The organism is Microbulbifer mixtoriginis (SeqCode), assembly GCF_052466765.1.
The window spans coordinates 3,999,904-4,018,807 of record NZ_CP174289.1 but is presented as its reverse complement, the minus strand read 5'-3'; the positions used below and the strand labels follow the sequence as shown (position 1 = coordinate 4,018,807).

Genomic DNA, 18,904 nt, shown 5'->3' with positions numbered 1-18,904 from the left:
GCTACATACCAACTTGTTCGCCGTAGGTCGCGCGGGCAAAAGGCACCATGCCCTGGCTGCCGACATGCGCGGCCTGTTCTGAGTGTTGCATCATTACGCGGTTCAGATGGCGCATCAGCTCCGGCGTAGGCACCTGCTGAATCACCTGCTGGCCAACCACACCGCGCTGCTCGGGTACAAAGCTCGGAGTGGCTGTGCTCACTGAGCGAGTAGATGGTGCCGGCACATAAAAACCGGACGGCTGCGGGGCAGATTGCACTACCGGCTGTGCCGGGCGCTCAACCTCCGCCATCAATTCCACACCCTGGCCCTGCACTGGGCTCTGCTGTGTATCGGTAATCTGTTGAACCCCAAGAATTGCAGCAAATGCTACAGTGGCCGCTACCGCACCGCGTGAAAGCGGACGCCACCAACGGTTATTGATCAACCCATTGGCCGCCACGGCACCACCACTCCCCGTTTGCGACAAGGGCTCTTCGAGATCAATTGCCGCAGAGATGTTCGCAGCGAGACTGCTGTTCACAGGGGCAACCTGTTCGCGGCGCATTACACTCGCCGCAAGTTGGTAGCGTGACCAGCGCTCACCCAACTCTTCAGAAGCCGAAGAGGCTTTTAACAGCCGCTGCAACTCCAACTCGCTGACTTCGCCATCCATAAGCGCCGAGAGCGACTCGTTGAGACGTTCCTGATGATTCCCGTGGGACATAGGGGTTAACCCTCTTGTGCAATCATTTATTCGGTGCCCACACGCACCATAGTTGGTATGAGATAAGACCGGGCTCTCGGCGGTTGGTTTCCCCAGTTGGGAAAATTTTCCGCAATTTTAACCCCGGTCACCCAGTGTTTCCGGCTCACCGGCCATCACGGCCTGGACTGTCCGGTCAATAGCTTCCCGTGCACGAAAAATTCTCGAACGCACTGTGCCTACCGGGCATCCCATCACCTCGGCGATCTCCTCATAGCTCAGTCCCTCAAGCTCTCTCAGCGTAACCGCTGAACGCAGATCCTCTGGCAGTGCGCGAATGGCGCGATGCACCGCAGATTCAAGCTGGTCACGAAACATCTGGTTCTCAGGTGTTTCGTTATCCCGCAACAGATCGGCGCCGGAGTAGAACTCGGCATCCTCAAGATCCACATCGGAAGACGGGGGTCTGCGGCTACGGGAAACCAAATGATTTTTAGCGGTATTAATCGCAATCCGGTACATCCATGTGTAAAAAGCGCTGTCGCCACGGAAATTGGCGAGCGCCCTATAGGCCTTAATAAAAGCCTCCTGAGTGACATCCTGTACCTCACTGTGGTCCTTGATAAATCTGCTGACCACAGCAACAATTTTGTGTTGATACTTGAGTACTAACAGGTCAAAAGCGCGTTTATCTCCCTTTTGAACCCGCTCCACCAGCTCACGGTCACTCGTTGACGCCTGATGCGCTGTCATCCCCAACTCCCATATCCAGCCACACTGCGGGCACCACAACGATTTAATGAGGGGCTGCCGGCGCAGGCGTTTCTTTTACTGTGTTGAAGACACTGACAATAGGACATAAGTTCCACGTCAAATCGACGAATAATCAGGAGGCGCTATACTACGCGACCCATAAAGATAAATGAAATCTATGAATGCCCCGGTAAACTACGACGTTCTCGTCATCGGCAGCGGCGCCGCTGGTCTCACCCTGGCCCTGCATCTCTCCGCCAAATACCGCGTAGCCTTGCTTTCCAAGCAGCGTCTGCAGGACGGTTCCACCTGGTTCGCCCAGGGGGGCATCGCGGCAGTGTTAGACGATATGGATTCGGTGGAGTCACATATTGCAGACACATTAGACGCGGGTGCCGGACTCTGCCACCCATCGTCTGTCCGCTTCACGGTAGAAGAGAGCACCGCAGCCATTCGCTGGCTGATTGACCAAGGCGTGAGTTTCACCCGCGAGGGCGAGGACTACCACCTGACAAAAGAAGGTGGGCACAGCCATCGCCGTATCATTCACAGCGCCGACGCCACAGGCAAAGCCGTACATAGCACCTTGCTGGTGAAAGTACTCAACAGCCCCAATATTGACTGCTTTGAGCATCACGTCGCTATTGATTTAATACGCCAACCGGACCCCGAGAAAGGGCGTTTTCGCTGTGCTGGCGCCTATGTGCTGAATAAAAATACTGAAGAAGTCGAGCTATTGCAGGCCAAGGCGGTGATCCTCGCCACCGGTGGTGCCAGCAAGGCCTATCTGTATACCAGTAATCCAGATGGTGCCAGCGGCGACGGCATTGCCATGGCTTGGCGCGCCGGCTGCCGGGTGGCCAATATGGAATTCAACCAATTCCACCCCACCTGCCTCTACCACCCCAAGGCTAAAGCCCTGCTGGTTACAGAGGCCCTACGCGGCGAGGGAGCACAGTTGAAACTGCCCGATGGCAGCCGTTTTATGGAACGCTTTGATAAGCGCGGTGAACTAGCACCCAGGGACATCGTCGCCCGTGCCATTGACCATGAAATGAAACGCCTTGGTGCCGACTGCCTCTATTTGGATATCTCCCACAAAGAATCCACCTTTGTACGTGAGCACTTCCCCACCGTGTATAGCAACTGCCTGAAATATGGCATAGATATCACCAAAGAGCCCATCCCGGTGGTGCCTGCCGCCCACTATACCTGCGGTGGAATTATGGTAGATAAACACGGTTGCACCGACCTGGACCAACTCTATGCCATCGGGGAAACCACTTTTACCGGCCTTCATGGCGCCAATCGCCTGGCTAGTAACTCCCTATTGGAATGCCTGGTATACGCCCGTTCTGCGGCCTTACACATCGACGAACATCTTGACTCGGTGCAAGCACCGCGCAAGGCGCCGGAGTGGGACGCCTCGCGAGTTACGGACTCCGATGAAGACGTTGTGATATCCCACAACTGGGATGAGCTGCGGCGCTTTATGTGGGACTACGTGGGAATCGTGCGCACCCGCAAGCGCCTTCTGCGCGCTCAGCACAGAGTAAAACTCCTGCAGCGGGAAATTCGCGAGTTTTATGCCAATTACCGCATCACGAATGATCTAGTGGAACTACGCAACCTGGCCTTGGTTTCCGATTTGATCATCCGCTCGGCTCTGGACCGCCGCGAGAGTCGGGGCCTGCACTACTCTCTCGATTACCCAGATCTCAGAGAGCTGGCCATGGATACGGTGCTGGTACCGGAAAACTACGCCAATCAAAGGCAATTTATCTGAACACAGGGGTATGGGTGGGCAGAGCCCGCCCTAGCGCGAATAGCGCAAAGCCACCTGCAATCTGCGCCAGTCGTCCCGATTGAGCGCGTCCCGCGCCAAAACCAAGCAAAGAGAGGCGCCCATCTGATCACGCCCACGGATTACCAGCAACCACTGCCACACTACCAGCTCACCACAAAACTCAAATTCTCGTTCCACTCCACTTTCAGTACGCCAAAACCAGCGACGGTCTCGGGTTGATAAGATTCCGCTCATCCGCTCCAGACGACGCTTTTCGACAAAGGCATAGAGGCACACAAGCAGCACTGCCGACCAGAAAAGCCAGGAAGGGAAGTCACTCAACCACAACAGCATTACCGCCTGCCCTGTGGCAAGTAATAAAAAGAGAAGAAGGAGAGGCGATCGCGCAACCACGCAGCTCAAGCGTGCGCTGCGCTCAAAAATTTGAGGCGGCGGTCTACTGCTGTAAACCGGTGTTGTCACGGATGATCTGTACTATGCGCAATAGCTCCGGGTCGGCCGGATCTTCACGGCGCATGAACCAGGCAAACAGATCCTGGTCCTGCTCGTCCATCAGTCGCACATAACGCTGTTGATCTTCGGGCTCCAGGGTCTCGTAGATATTGTCCAGAAACGGCAGCAGCACCAGATCTAACTCCAACATGCCGCGGCGGCTGGCCCAAAACAGGCGGTTGCGATCCATACTTCATTTCCAACCAGATTAAAGTGCGCAGTATACCTGCTAGCTGAGCAAACTTGAAAAGGGGCGCTGTAATCCCCAATTAATGCCACCAAGACAACCGGAGGTGGCAACACTATGGACCAGCAACAGTGGCAGGATTTTCTCAGTAGCGAAGGCGCCATTTGGGAAGGCGGCAGAGCCCACTTCCCCCTTACCAGCAATGATGACCGCCAGGGCTTACATCTTATCGACCTCGGCCCCGTGGGCGCCGTTTCAGTAGTAGGCCCCGATAGTCAGAAGTTTCTGCAAGGCCAGCTCACTTGCGACCTTATAAATCTACCCGACGGGCACAGCATACTGGGTGCTCACTGCAACCCCAAGGGACGCATGATCAGTGCCTTTAGTGCCCTAAAGCTCTCCCAGAGCGAATTTATACTCCGCCTACCCCGCAGTCTCGCCCCAATCGCCCAGCAGGCGCTGGCGAAGTACGCCGTATTTTTCAAGGCGGAACTTAGCGACATCAGCGATAACTCCCATTGGCTAGGCCTACAGGGAGAGGGTGTTGCGGAGCGGGCGGCACAACTACTGGGCTTCGAGGCCCCTTCTCCAGGCCAGGTAGTGACTTTCAATTTCAGTGGCGAGCGCTGTATCGCCCAATCGGTCAATGAGTTCCAATTGGCTCTGCTTAGCCCCAGCGATAAAACACAACAACTCTGGCAAAAACTCTCTCCCCATAGTGAAGCCACAGGCTACGACCAGTGGCAAAAGGGGCAGATCGAAGCCGGCATCCCCCAGGTTGATGCCACCACTTCTGAGATGTTTATCCCACAGATGACTAACCTGCACCTTCTTGGCGGTGTGAGCTTTAAAAAGGGATGTTATACCGGCCAGGAAGTTGTTGCCCGCATGCAGTTCCGTGGCGCCGCCAAGCGTCGCCTATACCGTGCAAAATGTGAGGGTGGTGATCTTCCAGCCAGTGGACTGGAAATTTTTGCCGACGGACAACAAAGCATCGGCAATCTGGTTGAAGCCTGCCACAGCGAAGAAGGCATAGAATTGCTCGCCGTACTAACAATCGCCAAAATTGCCGCCGGCGAAACCTTAAAGTTGAAAGATGGCCGCACCCTGGAGATTCAGGATTTACCCTACGATGCTGATGCCGACCCCTTAGCATAAGGGTAATTAACCGGCTGATTCACTTTTGGCAGATAGACCGGCATACAGTTCATACCGGTCTCAAGCGGAAAACACCTTTCCACACGGTCTTTAGGCAATGTTTACAACCATTGCCTCCATAGACCTGACAATCCACTCAGATATTTGGCAAAATACTCACAAAGTAATATCCCCCATCGCCGCTTTCACATTCAGGCCACTAATTAATAAGCGCCTCCCTAATACGACATGTAACTTTTACACCAAATAATTACAGCTATTTCCACAAAAATATTTTGCCTTTTTCCACTAATCTTATTCTGCTATACCCAAAACTTACACAGGCAAAGGGATGACTCCACTGAAAGAAATGAGCCAGATTATCGTTACTCTTGAATCCTGTGTTGTACTGGCAGGTTTCGCGGCAATCGTAGGCACCCTTCAGCCAAAAAAAACCAGGAGGATCACCAAGGGAAGAATTGTCTCCCTCGCCATGATAATTTATATCAGTCTAGTTAATGCTCTCCTCGCCGCTTTCACCCTAATACTTGCAAACTTTGGCATTAGTGATCAAACCTTATGGTCTGCAAGCAGCTTTGCCATGAGTTTGGCTACCGCTTTCTCTATTACTTATTTATGGATAAAAAAGCGCCTTAGGACAGTTTCCAAAATATCGAAAATTATTTACTTTGCGCTCTTTGGAGGCGCTGGGTGCATGGTAATTATCAACCTCTTAAATGCCTTTGGACTTGGCTTTAACAGAGAATATGGACCCTACTTCCTATCATTTGTTTTTAATTTGTTTATTGTTGGTTATGCCTTCACTAGACTGCTTATGCGACCTCTTTGGGCAGTAGTAATAGAAAACGAACAACAACATGCAAGAAAGAGTCAAGCCGGTACAAGGTGGCCCTACCAAAACAGATAAGAATCACACCCGACTCTCAAGGGCATATAAATTGCCCTAAACAACCAAACGTACTTCATCCACCGAGAAGTACCTACCTTACCAAGAGCCCTCAATAGAAAATTTCGGCATGCAACAGAAACGAATGAAACCCTATAAAGTCTGCAAGCCACTAAAAAACATAAACTATCCTTTACACACCGATAACCCCCTCACAACATAACATCTCTGCCCAGGGCAACAGCGGAAGATGGATACACTGCCGGGACAAATTGAACAACTGCTACATATTATCGAAGTCTCCATTATCCTGGCAGGTTTTGCAGCTATGGTTGCAACTTTTCAGTCAAGAAAAATGGAAAGTATCTCCAGAGGGCATGTCGTCTCTCTCGCCATGATTGTCTATATCAGCTTGTGTAGCGCCTTACTCTCCGCTTTTTCACTTACGCTTTTAAATTTTCATGTCGAGGCTAAGCATGTCTGGTCTATCAGCAGCAGCCTCATGGGAATAGCCACCATGGGGTTTATTGCTTACCTGTGGAAGAAAAGACATTTCAAGTTTGTCTCCCCCATAATGAAATTCACCTACTACGGACTTTTTGGCATAGCTTCTTCCATTGTCATCATAAGCACTCTAAATGCAGCCGGGATAGTTTTTGAAAGAGAGTTTGGGCCGTATTTTCTTGCTTACATATGTAATTTGTTTTTTGTCGGCTTTGCCTTTGCCAGGCTCTTAATGCGGCCTTTATGGAAGTCCGTTGAAAAGAAAGAAGCCAGCCGGCCTCATATCGAGCGTGCAAGGAGACGCCGTTAACCACACAGGAAAGCCTCTGGATAATTCATGAAAAATTATTTTTTAGTAAATCCAAGACCTCAAGAAACCTGCTTCACAGTAAAATCAACAGTCACTCAAATAACCGAAGACCCCATACCTATTTTTCAAACAATAGATACGGGGTCCCTGAAAACTACCCAGCTGTAACTTCAACTATTTACCAGGGCTGTTCTTCACCAAGGTGAATAAATTGACCGTTAGGACCGTCACTATCAATCAAGGCAAGCTCCACAACAGTTCTCGCCCCTTCGGTCACATCCATTGGCGCCGCGCTGGTACCCAAATCGGTTTTAACCCAACCTGGGTGTGCGCTGTTTACCTTAATACCAGTATCTGCAAGACTTTGGCTCAAAGAAACTGTAAACATATTAAGCGCAGCCTTTGACGCATTGTAGGCGAAGGGCTTCACTGCACTCCAACTAGAGTTCTGGTCAGCATTCACAGCTAAAGAACCCAGAATACTACTCACATTCACGATACGGCCAGCTTTACTCTTCTTTAGCACTGGCAGAAGATCTTGCGTTAGACCAATTTGAGCGAATACGTTAATGCTAAAAGTGGTGTTCAGATCCTCCTGCGAAACTGTTTCACTATTGTTCTGGCCCCACTCCCCCTCAACGATAACACCGGCATTATTCACCAGAATATCCAGCCGACCATATTGCTCCGCAATCTTTTGAGCAGCTCGTGCCCTATCTTCAGCTTTGGTAATATCCAGCTCAATAATATCAATTGGTGCCACCTCACCATTCCAAGTAGCTTGAACGGCCTCTAATTTCGCTTTATCTCGACCAGACAGGATTACTTTGACTCCCTGGTTAGAAAGCTGCTTGGCAGCCTCAAGACCAATTCCTCGATTTGAACCGGTGATCAATGCAATTCGATCGTTAGACATGGTAAATCTCCTGTGAGTTAGGTTGCTTCAAACACAGGAGCATTCTATTATTCGAAAAAATAGAAACAATTGTATAAAAAGAAAATGAATGTTCGCGAATTGGAAACAATCAGCCTTAGAACTTTATCTGTTTTTGTCCATGTCTGTAGGACATTAAACCTATCGCTGGCTGCAGATCAGCTAGAACTCCCTAAGTCAACGGTTAGTAAGGAGGTTTCAAGACTGGAGTCCCACCTGAAAGCCAAACTATTGGATCGTACCACCCGGCGTGTTGCACTGACAGAAGTGGGGGCTATTGCCTATGACCGGGCTCTGCATTTGATAGAAGACTTTAAAACCATGCAAAATGATGTGCTGGTAATGGATCAGCAGGTCCAAGGCTTATTGCGAATCTCAGCCCCGCCAGCCCTGGGTGAATTTCTCTCCAAGAGAGTTTTACCCACTTTTTTGAAGCGCTGGCCAAAAATTACCGCCTCCCTAAACCTCACTTACGACTTTGAAGACCTCTTCTCCCAAGGCATTGACCTCGCGTTTCGTGTTGGCGACATACATGATGAGCGACTGATTTCCAGAAAGCTTGGCAGTTCAACGCGAATTCTCGTAGCCAGCCCTGAATATCTCACCACACAGGGAAAACCACAGCAGCCCAGCGACCTAATAAGCCATAACTGCCTGAGATTTCAATTTAACCCTGGAGATACCGAGTGGGCGCTAACCTCTAAACAATCGACAATGACTTTACCCGTTAATGGGAATTTCTTTTGTGCTAATATTTCAGCCCTGAAAAATGCGGCAGTCAATGGGCTGGGAATTGCGCAATTACCAATCAACAATATTATGGAAGAGTTAGGCAAAGGCTCACTCGTTAATATTCTTCCAGACTGGCATGTTCCACCAATGGACATTCATGCCGTTTACCGCCAGGGACTCAATAAACCCAAGAAACTCGCTGCATTGTTAGACTTTCTTAAAGAGGAAAAAAATTTATTTAATTGGAGTATCTAGCGGCATGAAGGGAATCCTATACGGTCAACCATCAATCGCCCCTCACCTGTATCGCCACCAGAGTATTCCTTAAGAGTATTTGGGCTGAATTTTTAACCTTATCTCAAATAACATCACAACAACAAAGCCCTCAAAGGGCTCCGCCCAAAATCATAATCCCAATAGGCAAAATTCTTTGCATTTAGAGCCTCTCAGGAAAACACCCAGAAAGCCTACTCTTCTAACAACAAGCATCGAAATCAACTAAATACCAAGCTCTTAGATTTGACAGGAAGACTCTATTCTTCTCACTTTTTCCACAGAAGGAAACCCTGTTACCATCCCCCTTACGGTAGACTTTGTGACAGCAAACAGAGACTTGTTTAACTTGAGGCTTTCAGCCAACTCTGGCAGATGCGTCCCTTTGCCGCACAAAGCTTGAATTGCCGAATAAGTCCCATGTGACCATATCCCAAAAACCAAGCATATAAAACTGTCTTTATGGTAGGGGTTTTTCGAAAAAAATATAAACCCATAATCTTCTGTAATTGAATCTCCTTAAACACTCGACTTATAAACACTATCATCAATCTCATCAATCGCATAGCGGCCTAAAAAATCCATTTTGAACTTTTCATCTATTTTTCTAGTTAGCAATAAATCACGGCTCACAACATTTATAGCGGGCCCACCGACACAGATAAAGGTCTTGTGATCATCTACAAAATTATGAGAATCATGAAAAATCACTTTTCTTTTCGGATACACCCTCTCAATCCGATCCTTTAACAACTGTATTCCAAGAGACTCATCGTAGGGCATAAACAACACATTATCAGGAATTCGACTTTGTGTTCTAGTAATCTCGGAAAACAGTGTTCTTTGCTTTATCAAAGGAAGCACCACGTGAATGTCAGAGTCAGAATCACCAAAGAATTTATCCCACAGAGCCTTATAATCTTTTGCATCAAATTTTTTCTTTAAAACTGCCCCAGAGCCAATAAAAGTTGCAGTAAGAAAGGCCTCTACAAATGGAGCAGAAAGGAGTTCTAGAATAGAATCGGCTAAATCGGTCAACAATAGCAGCACTTGTACTTCCCCCAATAAAGTAGTCAGGTGTCGCAAAAAAAATCAAACAGCACTAGCCCTGTAAAAGGGATTAACCCCTCATAAGATCCAATCAAACAACCGTGGAATTTTGAACTAGAACCATTATAGACAGCTTGTAAAAAAGCAGAAAACACCCACCGGTGCGAGAGAACCTTTCAGGCACTTAAATACACCAGCACCAAGACTTTACTAGGAATAACCTTAAACACTTATAAATATTGCTCAGATTAATTGACCTAATATGCCCAGCCTACATTTAACCATCGTAAGCTGGGTTTTTATTTTTAAAATTGATTTTTATCGAAGGGGGGCAGCTATTAGACTTCTACAGCAACTCTTTTTAACTGATTTTCTTCTGGCAGGGCCCATTCAATGGGCTTTTCACCTCGCTGCTGCAACCAATGGTTAGCTTGAGAGAACGGCTTAGTGCCAAAAAAACCGCGGTGCGCTGAGAGAGGGGATGGATGAGGGGCGCGTAGTACCAAGTGCTTATTGCGGTCAATAAAACCGCCTTTCTTCTGTGCGTAACTACCCCAGAGTATAAACACTAGGCCTTCACGCTGCTCCGCCAGCTTATGGATAGCGGCATCGGTAAACTGCTCCCAACCGCGCCCCTGATGGGCACCAGCTTTACTGTCCTCTACAGTGAGGGTGGCATTGAGTAGCAGCACTCCTTGTTCTGCCCAGGGTTGTAGGCAGCCGTGGTGCGCTGGAAGTATCCCCATATCAGAGTGCAATTCTTTGTAAATATTTTGTAACGATGGCGGGATTCGTACGCCGGGCATCACAGAAAAGCATAAACCGTGCGCCTGGCCTATCCCGTGATAGGGGTCCTGCCCCAAAATCACCACTTTCACCTGATCAAATGGGGTGGAGTTGAAAGCGTTAAAGATCTGCCCACCGGGTGGATAGATGCGCTTACCAGCCTCTTTTTCTCCCCGCAGAAACTGACGTAATTCCGCCATATAAGGCTTCTTGAACTCCTCGCTCAATACATCGTACCAGGAGGGGTGAATCTTAACTTTTTCCGGAACCGGCATTATCAAACCTTCAGAATCTTTTTTACGTACTTTTGCAACTCGGGCACCACAGCCTCTTCAAACCAAGGTCTTCGCCGCAGCCAAAGTGTGTTGCGCGGGCTCGGGTGGGGCAAAGGGAAATACCCTGCGGGCAGGGCATCGCGGTAATGGCGCACATTCTCTGTAATATTGCCATACCAATGCGGCAGGTAGTGTCGCTGGGCGTATTGTCCCACCAACAGCGTGAGTTGCAAGTGAGGTAGCTGTTGCAGCAAGCGCTTATGCCAGGTGACAGCACACTCCGAGCGCGGTGGCAAATCACCTCCTTTACCTCGCCCCGGATAACAGAAGCCCATGGGAATAATGGCAATCTGGGATTCATCGTAAAAGATATCCCTATCGATCGACAGCCACTCGCGCAGACGATCACCAGAGGGGTCATTCCATGGGATACTGGTGGCATGAACCTTAGTTCCCGGCGCCTGACCAATGATCAACAAACGAGCAGATTCTGCCGCTCGCAGAACCGGATTGGCTCCCAGTGGCAGGTGCTCCTCACATAGGCGACAAGCGCGTATCTCCTCCAATAAGGTTGGTAACTTCTCGACGACCACCTATTGCGCCCCTTCGGGATAGGCTAGATGTAACAGAAGCGCCCTACGATCTTGAGGGTCATGTATACGGCTGATATTGTCGTTGTCAAACACTATATAAATGCCCGTATCACCCACTGCCAGCCCATCGCCTTTGCCCCCAGTGCGGGATACTTCATAGCCCAATTCAGAGGAGTTCTCTTGCTCCCAATAATCCAAGCACCACTGCGCCTTCAAGCTAGGTAATTCTCTCCGACATACCGCAGACGCATTGGGCTCCAGAGTAAACAGCGCGCCATCATAATAGGACAAACCCGCCAGGTTTTCTGATTGCCCGCGAAAATTAAGCCCCTCTACAGCCGGCGGTGTAAAAATTTGCACTCCCCCCTTAGGGCCAAGCTTAACTAAAGCACGGGGATCGCGCTCTAGCACCATCCAAAAATCATCGCCAACTTTCTGTAAGCCTACGCCTGAGAGGTTGTACCCCTGCATATAGCCCTGAGCCTTAGCTGTGGTCGACCACATATTTTCCAGCCAACGTCCCTGCCCCTGCATATCAACTTCGGCAATGCGGTTGTAGCGTTCGCTCAACAAATACAAATTATTATCTACACAGCTGATGGCTTCAAAATCCATTGCCGCTGCCGGCCGGGTGAGATCCAATAAAAAGTACCATACGTTTGTCGGCCGATCTTTCTTTGGAACACTCAAACCAGAGAGCGTGACAAAGGGTTCCAGCTTGGCGTGAACACCCTTTAAAACGATCTGATAAACTTTCTCTGACTTTTTATCTGAGATAGTAACAAGTCTGCCATCACAAAAACTTAAACCAGAGAGGCTCAACCCTGCACTGGCATTTACCCAATAATGCTGTACTTTTTTAGCGGGAATAATGTCAGCAGCCATCGCTGAAGGCACCAACAAACTGATAAAGAAAAATAAAATTCGCTTGATCACGATTTTTTCAATCCATCGAGAAATGAATAAACCAAAAGGGTAATTAGTGATTTGGCGCATTTAATTCACCGTTTACCTTTCAGAGAAATGGAAAAGTCTCTCTCCATGAAGCCGCTGCCAACATACTCTAGATCGCTAATCACTAGGAAATAGCATAGCCACCATAATACCCATCGACAATTTTTGCGCTACAAGGAGGATAATACGATACCCAATTTAGGAGGCAGACTAAACTCAAGCCAAAAGTTGGCAAATAAAAGGAGTGGAAATGAAAAGAGTTCGACGCCGAGCGCAATAAACGTGACGCCGAAATGTATCGGCATAGTGTCAACAGAGCCGCAATTAATTTGCCATTTCCGGCATTGCAAGGTGTAGCAGTAACGCGCGCTTATCTTCAGGCTCTTGCGCACGGCCAACATTATTATTGTCCAGCACTACAAAAATGCCCTTCTCGCCCACAGCCAATCCCTCACCTTTTCCATAGTGGGCTTCCTCATAAACACGCTCTGGAGACTCTTCAAGCGAGCGATAATCCAGACACCACTCCGCCCGTAGACTGGGCAATACTCTGCGACAAACTGCGTGCGCATTGCGCTCCAAGGTATAGAGGGCGCCGTTAAAGAAGTCCAGGCCGGCTAAATCCTCAGAGCGATCAGCAAAATTTAAACCCTCTACCTGTGGCAAAGTGAATGCGCTGGCTTCTCCATCTGAATCCAGCTTCAACAGGCCCCTTGGCTCACGCTCCATCGCCACCCAGAAAGTATCGCCAGCTTTTACCAGGCCCTCACTGGAAGCGTTGCTCTTTTGTAAGAAACCTTGAGATTTGGCTTCACCCGACCAGATATGCTCTTGCCAGCGTGCATTCCCCTCTGGGTCCACCACGGCAATGCGATTGTAATGCTCACTGACCAGAAAGATCTGATTCTCATCACAACTAACGCCCTCAAAGTCCAGATCTTCTGCGGGGCGGAAAAACGCTTTAAAGCTCTCCCAGACATTAACCGGCTCGTCACGTTCCGGCACTCCTAGACCACTCAAACGCAAAAAGGACACCAGATCGGCGGAACCTTCGCTGAGCTCTAATGAGTAAACCTCTCCAGAATTCTTATCGGAAACTGCCAGCAACTTGCCAGCACAAAAGCTTAGGCCAGAAATATCCAGACCTTCGCTATTATCCACCCAATAGCCGGCTTGCAGCTTGGCGGGAGAAATCTCCACTGCCGCCAGCAAGGGGGAGAACAGCACGATAGCAATGCCAGAGAGATAATTTTTGATCACTGTGTAACCATTTAATCGCGGAAGTTATTAAATTGCAGTGGCTGCTCCAGTTCCTTACCACGAAGTAAGGCAATTACCTGTTGCAGATCATCGCGCTTTTTCCCGGTAACCCGCACCTGTTCACCCTGAATAGCCGCTTGCACCTTGAGCTTTTCATCTTTGATCAGCTTAACGATTTTTTTTGACAATTCTTTGTCCAGGCCATTCTTTAGGGTCACTCCCACTTTAACCAGCTTACCAGACTGCTCTTTTTCACCTACATCCATCGCCAGCGGATCGATATCACACTTAATCAGGGCACCGCGCAGCATATCCACCATTTGGTCTACTTGCATATCCACCTCGGCACGCACTACCAGAGAGAAATCGCTCATCTCCACTTCCGCATCCACGCCTTTAAAGTCAAAGCGATTGGTAACAGTGCGGTTTACCTGATCCACTGCGTTAGTCAGCTGGTGCTTGTCTACTTCAGATACAATGTCAAAAGAAGGCATTAAATTCTCGGCTCCTATTTCCAGATTTGCGGAGTAATCTCCGTATTGTGATCGTTATCGGCCAACCAAATATGGCCGTCTTGAATGGTGATACTGAAATCCATATTGCGCTCAACCATCTGTGCCAATTGCTCAGTCGTGTCCGCAGCGAGATTGTAAATTCTAAGGTTGTCAAAACGTTCGAGCTGATTCTCCAGCTTTTGCCACCAGATCGGTGCGGCACGACGCCCGTAACTGTATACCAAAACCCGCCCGGCACGGTTACAGGCCTTGCGCAAGCGCTCCTCGGCTGGAAGACCCACTTCTATCCATAGGTCGATTTCTCCACTGAGGCTCTTTTGCCATAAATCCGCCTCCTCATCAGATGAGAGGCCTCGGGTAAACTCCAATAAATCGGATGCATTGTGTGCAAACGCCAATAAGCGCACCATCATACGCTCATCTGTTTCTGAAGGGTGGCGCGCCAAGGTCAGCTGATGTTCCGCGTAGTAGTCACGGTCCATATCGGCTATTTGCACCTTGGCTTTGAAAATTGTTGCTTTTAGTGCCATTTCGGCTCCATCTCTACGCCACCTTCAGCACTACAACTGAGGCGGACTATTCTTGGTTGGTTTACGGAAGAATAAGGATATTCCGCATGACCTCTGCTACCGGCAACAGCCTGCCAATTTGGCGCTGCACCATGCTGTGTCTGATGGCAAGTCTCATCAGTGGCTGCGGCGTAAACAATATCCCCACCTATGACGAACAGGTAAAAGCCGCCTGGGCTCAGGTGGAAAACCAGTACCAGCGTCGCGCAGACCTAGTGCCTAACCTGGTGAAAACCGTTCAAGCCTATGCCGGGCATGAGCGGGAAACCCTTCAGGCCGTAACCGAGGCGCGCGCCAAGGTGAACTCACTTCAGCTGGACAGTAACCTGCTCAACGATCCGGCTAAATTACAACAGTTCGAAGCCGCACAGGCACAACTCTCCAGCGCCTTATCACGGCTGCTGCTTGTGGTCGAGCGCTACCCCAACCTCAAAGCCAATCAAAACTTTCTCAGCTTGCAATCCCAGTTAGAAGGCACCGAAAACCGCATCAGCGTCTCGCGCCGGGATTATATCCAGGCAGTGCAGCGCTACAACCGTGAGATTCGCACTTTTCCCGGTCGTATTTGGCACGCACTCCTATATCGAGATATGACTTTGCGGGAGACCTTCCAGGCCACCAGCGAAGAGGCCGAGAAGGCTCCGGAAGTCAATTTCCAGTAGGCCGCCGGGAAACCCTTATGAAACGCCCCCTTCTGATCTTGTTGACGCTCATTACAGCATTACTGGCTATAGTTCTATGGGCCGAGGTTCAGCTCCCTCCTCTATCCGGGAGGGTGGTGGACAAAGCTGAGCTACTAACCGCCGAAGAGAGATACAAACTTACAGAATTGATACAGCAATACGAATCTGAGAGCAGTAACCAACTGGTGGTGGCCACCCTCCCAGAGCTCCAGGGTATCACCATAGAGGAATACGCCAATCAACTGGCAAGAGAGTGGAAGCTGGGCCACAAGAAGAAAAACAATGGGATTCTCTTCTTGATAGCTCCCAAAGAGCGCAAGCTCCGAATTGAGGTTGGCTACGGCCTCGAAGGTGCCCTCACCGATGCGCTATCTGCCAATATTATTCAAACCAAGGTTCTGCCGGAATTCCAGAAAGGGAGTTATGCCGGTGGAATTAATGCCGGCGTGAACTCAATTATTGCCGCCACCAAGAACGAATATGTGGCCGAACCGATCGAGACCAAGGAGGGCCGACGCCTGGCCTTTGTAGTTGGGCTATTTCTCTTACTGGTAATGCTGCATCTGTTTGGTAGCTCGGTCCTCAGCTCACCAATTCATGGGCGTAATTATAAACGCGGTCGCTTTGGCGGCTACTATGGTAGCGGAGGCTTTGGCGCGGGGCACCCTAGAGGAGGCTTATCCGGGACTGGTACAGGCGGTGGATTTAGTGGAGGAGGTGGCGGATTTGGCGGAGGAGGTGCTTCGGGAGGATGGTAATGCTTAGTAATAGCTATCAACGCCAGGTGGCGGAGGCCATCAAAGAAGTGGAGACCCAAACCGACGCGGAGTTGGTAGCTATTGTCGCGCGGGAAGCCGATAACTATTTGTATATCTCCACCCTTTGGGCTGCCTTCTTGACCCTGCTGTTATCGCCACTATTCCAATTCCTACCCTGGTGGCTCAGCTTTCAGCAAGCCTTTCTGCTACAGTGGGTTCTCTTTATCGCGCTGGCAGTACTGTTTCGCTGGCGGCCGATAACCATGCGCCTTGTACCCAAAAAGATCAAATACTGGCGCGCCTCTAACCTAGCCCGCCGTCAATTTCTTGAACAAGAGCTGCATAGCACCAAAGATCGACTGGGTCTGTTGATTTTTATTTGTGAAGCGGAGCACTATGTAGAAATTCTGGCAGATCGCGGCTTGGCTCAGCATGTATCCAACGACAACTGGCAGGTTATTATCGAGCAATTTGTACGGGAAATTAAGCGCGGTAGGGCTGGGGAAGCACTGTTACTCTGTATTTCCCAATGTGGAGACTTATTAAAAGATGCAGCCCCCTGTAGTGCTGTGAAAGATGAGTTGCCCAACCACCTGATTCTAATTAACTAACCTAATTTACTGCCCTACTTACCCTTCAGGCGTGATTTTAACGCCACAATACTTCTATACCTACGCTTTAACAACTCCTTCTACTAAGCTGCTATAAAGGAACAATAATCCCCATAAAAAATTTAAGCTTATGGTGATTATGCACTTATAAAAACCATTAAAAGTAAAAACTAAATCAGATAAAAGCAAAGTCAGCCACGCCAATTTAACAGTGCTTGGCAATTAATATTAAGATTAAAAAAACGTCAAATGAAAGCCTCAATATCCGTATGAAAGCATCCAGCTCACAAAAAAGTCCAGCGCCAAATACCAGTTACGCCTGCAACTACGGTGATCGCTCGTAACCAAAAAATTAGAAAACCCAATGAGAAAGATCTTAATTACAATTTGGCTATTTATATCGGCTTCACTGTCCTCCACTATCTGCGCCGATTATATCAATCTCACCGGTGCGGAGACTGCACCAAATATTGCAGAAATAGAGATACTCAATAACAATCTTTACATCAGCCTAGAGGTTTCTGCAGCTGATGCGAACGCGTTCTGGCCGGGAATACCACCCACAAAGAGTATTTATGAAATAGCTAGACTTGCTCTTGCACAAAAAGAGATCGCCATTGAGGTGCACTCCCCAGAGGGTAAAATTGAGCCGACTATAACCTCTGTCAGAATTGCCGAGAGAAAACCGAGAAACTCACCTTTTGCGGGAAGAATAGATCCAAGGACAGGCCTGCTAAGGCCGAATTTTCCAGCCGACAAAACCATACTGTTGGCAGATATCGAGTTTCCAATAAAAGGCTTAAGCAATCTGGAAATACGTCCACCACTGGATTCCGATGGGGCTGTCTTAGCCACAATAGGATTTACTAGTCAACACGGCCACACATCAGTAAGCAGTTTTCAATATTTGTCTCAAATAGAAAAGCTGAAAATTGATTGGGGAGATCCTTGGAATACTCGCTTTGAAAACCAAGCTATAAATCGGCACAATCGCTATCCCCTTAGATCTTTCCTCTACGTGGAACCTCGTCAGGTTCGCCACGAAATTTTATTGCGCCCAAGAGATTTATTACAATGGACCGACCAACCCTTTGATGCCTGGAAGCCCCTTACAGCCAAGCGAAGAAAAGAGTTAAGAGTAACTACAGAGAAATTCCTACAGAAAAAAAATCCCACTAGCATCAACCAAACGCTGGTTGAACCTATCAGCACGGAAACAGTTTTTCTCAAGGCAAACGATACAGGCTTTACCACAATAGGAGAGCATGAGCGGATCGAGATAGGTTCATTACTGATCGGTTACCGGGAAAAATATCATGTTAAGGAGCTACCACAAAGTGTTACTATCGACTGGAACCTCTTTACAGAGTCTATCAAATCAGTTCCCACACTCATACAAGATCCGGCTGGTCCTTTCCCAACACATGTTATGCCGGACTTTCCCGACATTCAATGGCGCAATTATTTATATGATTACCGTGCTCCCAATAGTGATCCAATCCCCATTGAGAATACCATAGCGGCCATACCCATGGCGGTGCTTTTCTCCTTCTGCTTTGCAGTATTTTTCATTCTCACCCTGCGAAGCAAAAAGGTTGAGACAAAAAACAAACATCCGATACTCTTTTACGGCATTGTAATTATTTGTGCCGTACCCATTTATTACACTCTTCCAAGTGAACTGCGCATCCCCCTGCCCGGAACCATAAACAAGCAAGAAATAAAAGAAATTACCGAGACAATACTTGATCGCCTTTCCGCTGCCTATGAAGAACCTCAAAGTGAAAAATTAAACGACCAGCTTGCCAACCTAGTAAGCAGTGAACAATTTGATTTTACCGTCGCAAACTTGTCACAAGTTTACCAACCTCTAACCAACAGCGGCAATAAGGGTTCTATTAGATCTATCCGTGATCTGGAAATTGAGCACGCAGATCAAATGGTCCTGAACGGAAATAAAACTTTTAGAATTGTTGGAAAGTGGCATTCAATGATTGAAGATTACAGCTGGGGACATATGGAGCAATTACCGCGAGAAACTCGTGCAAGTATAGAAATAACCCAATCAGACAAGTATTGGAAGATATCCGCCTTTACACCACTATCTATACGATAAGCTTGCCACTAGA

21 protein-coding genes are annotated in these 18,904 nt (G+C 48.7%); 9 read left to right on the top strand and 12 right to left on the bottom strand.

All coding sequences use genetic code 11. From position 1 onward, the window contains the following. Window position 1: 1 nt before the first annotated feature. Together ACJJIV_RS17540 and rpoE are read right to left on the bottom strand one after the other, a co-directional pair. On the bottom strand, window positions 2-706 hold the full coding sequence (locus ACJJIV_RS17540; protein WP_252082571.1) for a sigma-E factor negative regulatory protein: 705 nt from the start codon (window positions 704-706) through the stop codon (window positions 2-4). A gap of 117 nt (window positions 707-823) precedes the next feature. Next, window positions 824-1,438 carry an RNA polymerase sigma factor RpoE gene (gene rpoE, locus ACJJIV_RS17535; protein ID WP_226647383.1) on the bottom strand — a complete coding sequence of 205 codons (615 nt, stop codon included), beginning with the start codon at window positions 1,436-1,438 and terminating at the stop codon, window positions 824-826. A gap of 178 nt (window positions 1,439-1,616) precedes the next feature. Between rpoE and nadB the strand changes: the two genes are divergently transcribed. Continuing rightward, window positions 1,617-3,224, top strand: coding sequence for an L-aspartate oxidase (gene nadB / locus ACJJIV_RS17530; protein WP_444889767.1), 1,608 nt, complete (start codon window positions 1,617-1,619; stop codon window positions 3,222-3,224). A 30-nt stretch (window positions 3,225-3,254) separates the two neighbouring features. Here nadB and ACJJIV_RS17525 read toward each other — a convergent pair whose 3' ends face one another. Then, entirely contained in the window at window positions 3,255-3,638 is a 384-nt protein-coding gene (locus ACJJIV_RS17525; protein WP_444891723.1) for a protein YgfX, read from the bottom strand. Window positions 3,639-3,681: 43 nt separating this feature from the next. Continuing rightward, window positions 3,682-3,927, bottom strand: a complete 246-nt coding sequence (locus tag ACJJIV_RS17520; RefSeq protein WP_252082577.1) for an FAD assembly factor SdhE — start codon at window positions 3,925-3,927, stop codon at window positions 3,682-3,684. 114 nt (window positions 3,928-4,041) lie between these two features. Between ACJJIV_RS17520 and ygfZ the strand changes: the two genes are divergently transcribed. From ygfZ to ACJJIV_RS17505, 3 genes are all read left to right on the top strand, one after another. Beyond that, window positions 4,042-5,082: a CAF17-like 4Fe-4S cluster assembly/insertion protein YgfZ gene (gene ygfZ / locus ACJJIV_RS17515; protein ID WP_252082579.1), complete on the top strand. Its 1,041-nt coding sequence runs from the start codon at window positions 4,042-4,044 to the stop codon at window positions 5,080-5,082. 331 nt (window positions 5,083-5,413) lie between these two features. Beyond that, complete coding sequence (locus tag ACJJIV_RS17510) at window positions 5,414-5,989, top strand: hypothetical protein (RefSeq protein ID WP_444889766.1); 576 nt, start codon at window positions 5,414-5,416, stop codon at window positions 5,987-5,989. A gap of 229 nt (window positions 5,990-6,218) precedes the next feature. Continuing rightward, a complete protein-coding gene (locus ACJJIV_RS17505; protein ID WP_252082583.1) occupies window positions 6,219-6,782 on the top strand; it encodes a hypothetical protein in 564 nt (187 codons plus the stop codon). 178 nt (window positions 6,783-6,960) lie between these two features. On the opposite strand, the gene ACJJIV_RS17500 is transcribed toward ACJJIV_RS17505, so the two are convergent. Next, a complete protein-coding gene (locus ACJJIV_RS17500) occupies window positions 6,961-7,698 on the bottom strand; it encodes an SDR family oxidoreductase (protein ID WP_252082584.1) in 738 nt (245 codons plus the stop codon). A gap of 84 nt (window positions 7,699-7,782) precedes the next feature. Between ACJJIV_RS17500 and ACJJIV_RS17495 the strand changes: the two genes are divergently transcribed. Then, window positions 7,783-8,703 carry a LysR family transcriptional regulator gene (locus tag ACJJIV_RS17495; RefSeq protein ID WP_444889765.1) on the top strand — a complete coding sequence of 307 codons (921 nt, stop codon included), beginning with the start codon at window positions 7,783-7,785 and terminating at the stop codon, window positions 8,701-8,703. Window positions 8,704-9,240: 537 nt separating this feature from the next. Here the strand turns inward: ACJJIV_RS17495 and ACJJIV_RS17490 are convergent. The 7 genes from ACJJIV_RS17490 to ACJJIV_RS17460 form a co-directional block, all read right to left on the bottom strand. Then, window positions 9,241-9,771, bottom strand: a complete 531-nt coding sequence (locus ACJJIV_RS17490) for a hypothetical protein (protein ID WP_444889764.1) — start codon at window positions 9,769-9,771, stop codon at window positions 9,241-9,243. A gap of 338 nt (window positions 9,772-10,109) precedes the next feature. Then, on the bottom strand, window positions 10,110-10,832 hold the full coding sequence (gene ung, locus ACJJIV_RS17485) for a uracil-DNA glycosylase (RefSeq protein ID WP_252082592.1): 723 nt from the start codon (window positions 10,830-10,832) through the stop codon (window positions 10,110-10,112). A 2-nt stretch (window positions 10,833-10,834) separates the two neighbouring features. Then, window positions 10,835-11,425 carry a uracil-DNA glycosylase family protein gene (locus ACJJIV_RS17480; RefSeq protein WP_444889763.1) on the bottom strand — a complete coding sequence of 197 codons (591 nt, stop codon included), beginning with the start codon at window positions 11,423-11,425 and terminating at the stop codon, window positions 10,835-10,837. Then, entirely contained in the window at window positions 11,426-12,361 is a 936-nt protein-coding gene (locus ACJJIV_RS17475; protein WP_252082596.1) for an SdiA-regulated domain-containing protein, read from the bottom strand. Between the two features lie 342 nt (window positions 12,362-12,703). After that, on the bottom strand, window positions 12,704-13,639 hold the full coding sequence (locus ACJJIV_RS17470) for an esterase-like activity of phytase family protein (protein ID WP_252082597.1): 936 nt from the start codon (window positions 13,637-13,639) through the stop codon (window positions 12,704-12,706). Between the two features lie 11 nt (window positions 13,640-13,650). Beyond that, window positions 13,651-14,133 carry a YajQ family cyclic di-GMP-binding protein gene (locus ACJJIV_RS17465; RefSeq protein WP_252082598.1) on the bottom strand — a complete coding sequence of 161 codons (483 nt, stop codon included), beginning with the start codon at window positions 14,131-14,133 and terminating at the stop codon, window positions 13,651-13,653. Between the two features lie 14 nt (window positions 14,134-14,147). Beyond that, on the bottom strand, window positions 14,148-14,684 hold the full coding sequence (locus tag ACJJIV_RS17460; protein WP_252082600.1) for a YaeQ family protein: 537 nt from the start codon (window positions 14,682-14,684) through the stop codon (window positions 14,148-14,150). 86 nt (window positions 14,685-14,770) lie between these two features. On the opposite strand from ACJJIV_RS17460, the gene ACJJIV_RS17455 reads away from it, so the two are divergent. The 4 genes from ACJJIV_RS17455 to ACJJIV_RS17440 all read left to right on the top strand — a co-directional run bounded on the left by ACJJIV_RS17455 (window position 14,771) and on the right by ACJJIV_RS17440 (window position 18,891). Continuing rightward, window positions 14,771-15,385, top strand: coding sequence for a LemA family protein (locus ACJJIV_RS17455; RefSeq protein ID WP_444889762.1), 615 nt, complete (start codon window positions 14,771-14,773; stop codon window positions 15,383-15,385). Window positions 15,386-15,402: 17 nt separating this feature from the next. Next, a complete protein-coding gene (locus ACJJIV_RS17450) occupies window positions 15,403-16,164 on the top strand; it encodes a TPM domain-containing protein (protein ID WP_444889761.1) in 762 nt (253 codons plus the stop codon). After that, the gene (locus ACJJIV_RS17445) at window positions 16,164-16,775 is read left to right on the top strand and encodes a TPM domain-containing protein (protein ID WP_444889760.1); all 612 of its coding nucleotides are present in this window, start codon (window positions 16,164-16,166) and stop codon (window positions 16,773-16,775) included. Before ACJJIV_RS17450 ends, ACJJIV_RS17445 begins: the two co-directional genes overlap by 1 nt. Before the next feature lie 364 nt (window positions 16,776-17,139). Then, window positions 17,140-18,891 (top strand): hypothetical protein, encoded by a 1,752-nt coding sequence (locus tag ACJJIV_RS17440; RefSeq protein WP_444889759.1) that lies wholly within the window; start codon window positions 17,140-17,142, stop codon window positions 18,889-18,891. Window positions 18,892-18,904: the final 13 nt, after the last annotated feature.

What these genes read in the sequence shown, in the direction of transcription:
- ACJJIV_RS17465 (WP_252082598.1), bottom strand. Translation starts at nt 14,133, where the DNA reads ATGCCTTCTTTTGACATTGTATCTGAAGTAGACAAGCACCAGCTGACT.
- nadB (WP_444889767.1), top strand. Translation starts at nt 1,617, where the DNA reads ATGAATGCCCCGGTAAACTACGACGTTCTCGTCATCGGCAGCGGCGCC.
- ACJJIV_RS17505 (WP_252082583.1), top strand. Translation starts at nt 6,219, where the DNA reads ATGGATACACTGCCGGGACAAATTGAACAACTGCTACATATTATCGAA.
- ACJJIV_RS17510 (WP_444889766.1), top strand. Translation starts at nt 5,414, where the DNA reads ATGACTCCACTGAAAGAAATGAGCCAGATTATCGTTACTCTTGAATCC.
- ACJJIV_RS17445 (WP_444889760.1), top strand. Translation starts at nt 16,164, where the DNA reads ATGCTTAGTAATAGCTATCAACGCCAGGTGGCGGAGGCCATCAAAGAA.
- ACJJIV_RS17455 (WP_444889762.1), top strand. Translation starts at nt 14,771, where the DNA reads ATGACCTCTGCTACCGGCAACAGCCTGCCAATTTGGCGCTGCACCATG.
- ACJJIV_RS17440 (WP_444889759.1), top strand. Translation starts at nt 17,140, where the DNA reads ATGAGAAAGATCTTAATTACAATTTGGCTATTTATATCGGCTTCACTG.
- rpoE (WP_226647383.1), bottom strand. Translation starts at nt 1,438, where the DNA reads ATGACAGCGCATCAGGCGTCAACGAGTGACCGTGAGCTGGTGGAGCGG.
- ACJJIV_RS17520 (WP_252082577.1), bottom strand. Translation starts at nt 3,927, where the DNA reads ATGGATCGCAACCGCCTGTTTTGGGCCAGCCGCCGCGGCATGTTGGAG.
- ACJJIV_RS17495 (WP_444889765.1), top strand. Translation starts at nt 7,783, where the DNA reads ATGAATGTTCGCGAATTGGAAACAATCAGCCTTAGAACTTTATCTGTT.
- ACJJIV_RS17540 (WP_252082571.1), bottom strand. Translation starts at nt 706, where the DNA reads ATGTCCCACGGGAATCATCAGGAACGTCTCAACGAGTCGCTCTCGGCG.
- ACJJIV_RS17500 (WP_252082584.1), bottom strand. Translation starts at nt 7,698, where the DNA reads ATGTCTAACGATCGAATTGCATTGATCACCGGTTCAAATCGAGGAATT.
- ACJJIV_RS17460 (WP_252082600.1), bottom strand. Translation starts at nt 14,684, where the DNA reads ATGGCACTAAAAGCAACAATTTTCAAAGCCAAGGTGCAAATAGCCGAT.
- ygfZ (WP_252082579.1), top strand. Translation starts at nt 4,042, where the DNA reads ATGGACCAGCAACAGTGGCAGGATTTTCTCAGTAGCGAAGGCGCCATT.
- ACJJIV_RS17450 (WP_444889761.1), top strand. Translation starts at nt 15,403, where the DNA reads ATGAAACGCCCCCTTCTGATCTTGTTGACGCTCATTACAGCATTACTG.
- ung (WP_252082592.1), bottom strand. Translation starts at nt 10,832, where the DNA reads ATGCCGGTTCCGGAAAAAGTTAAGATTCACCCCTCCTGGTACGATGTA.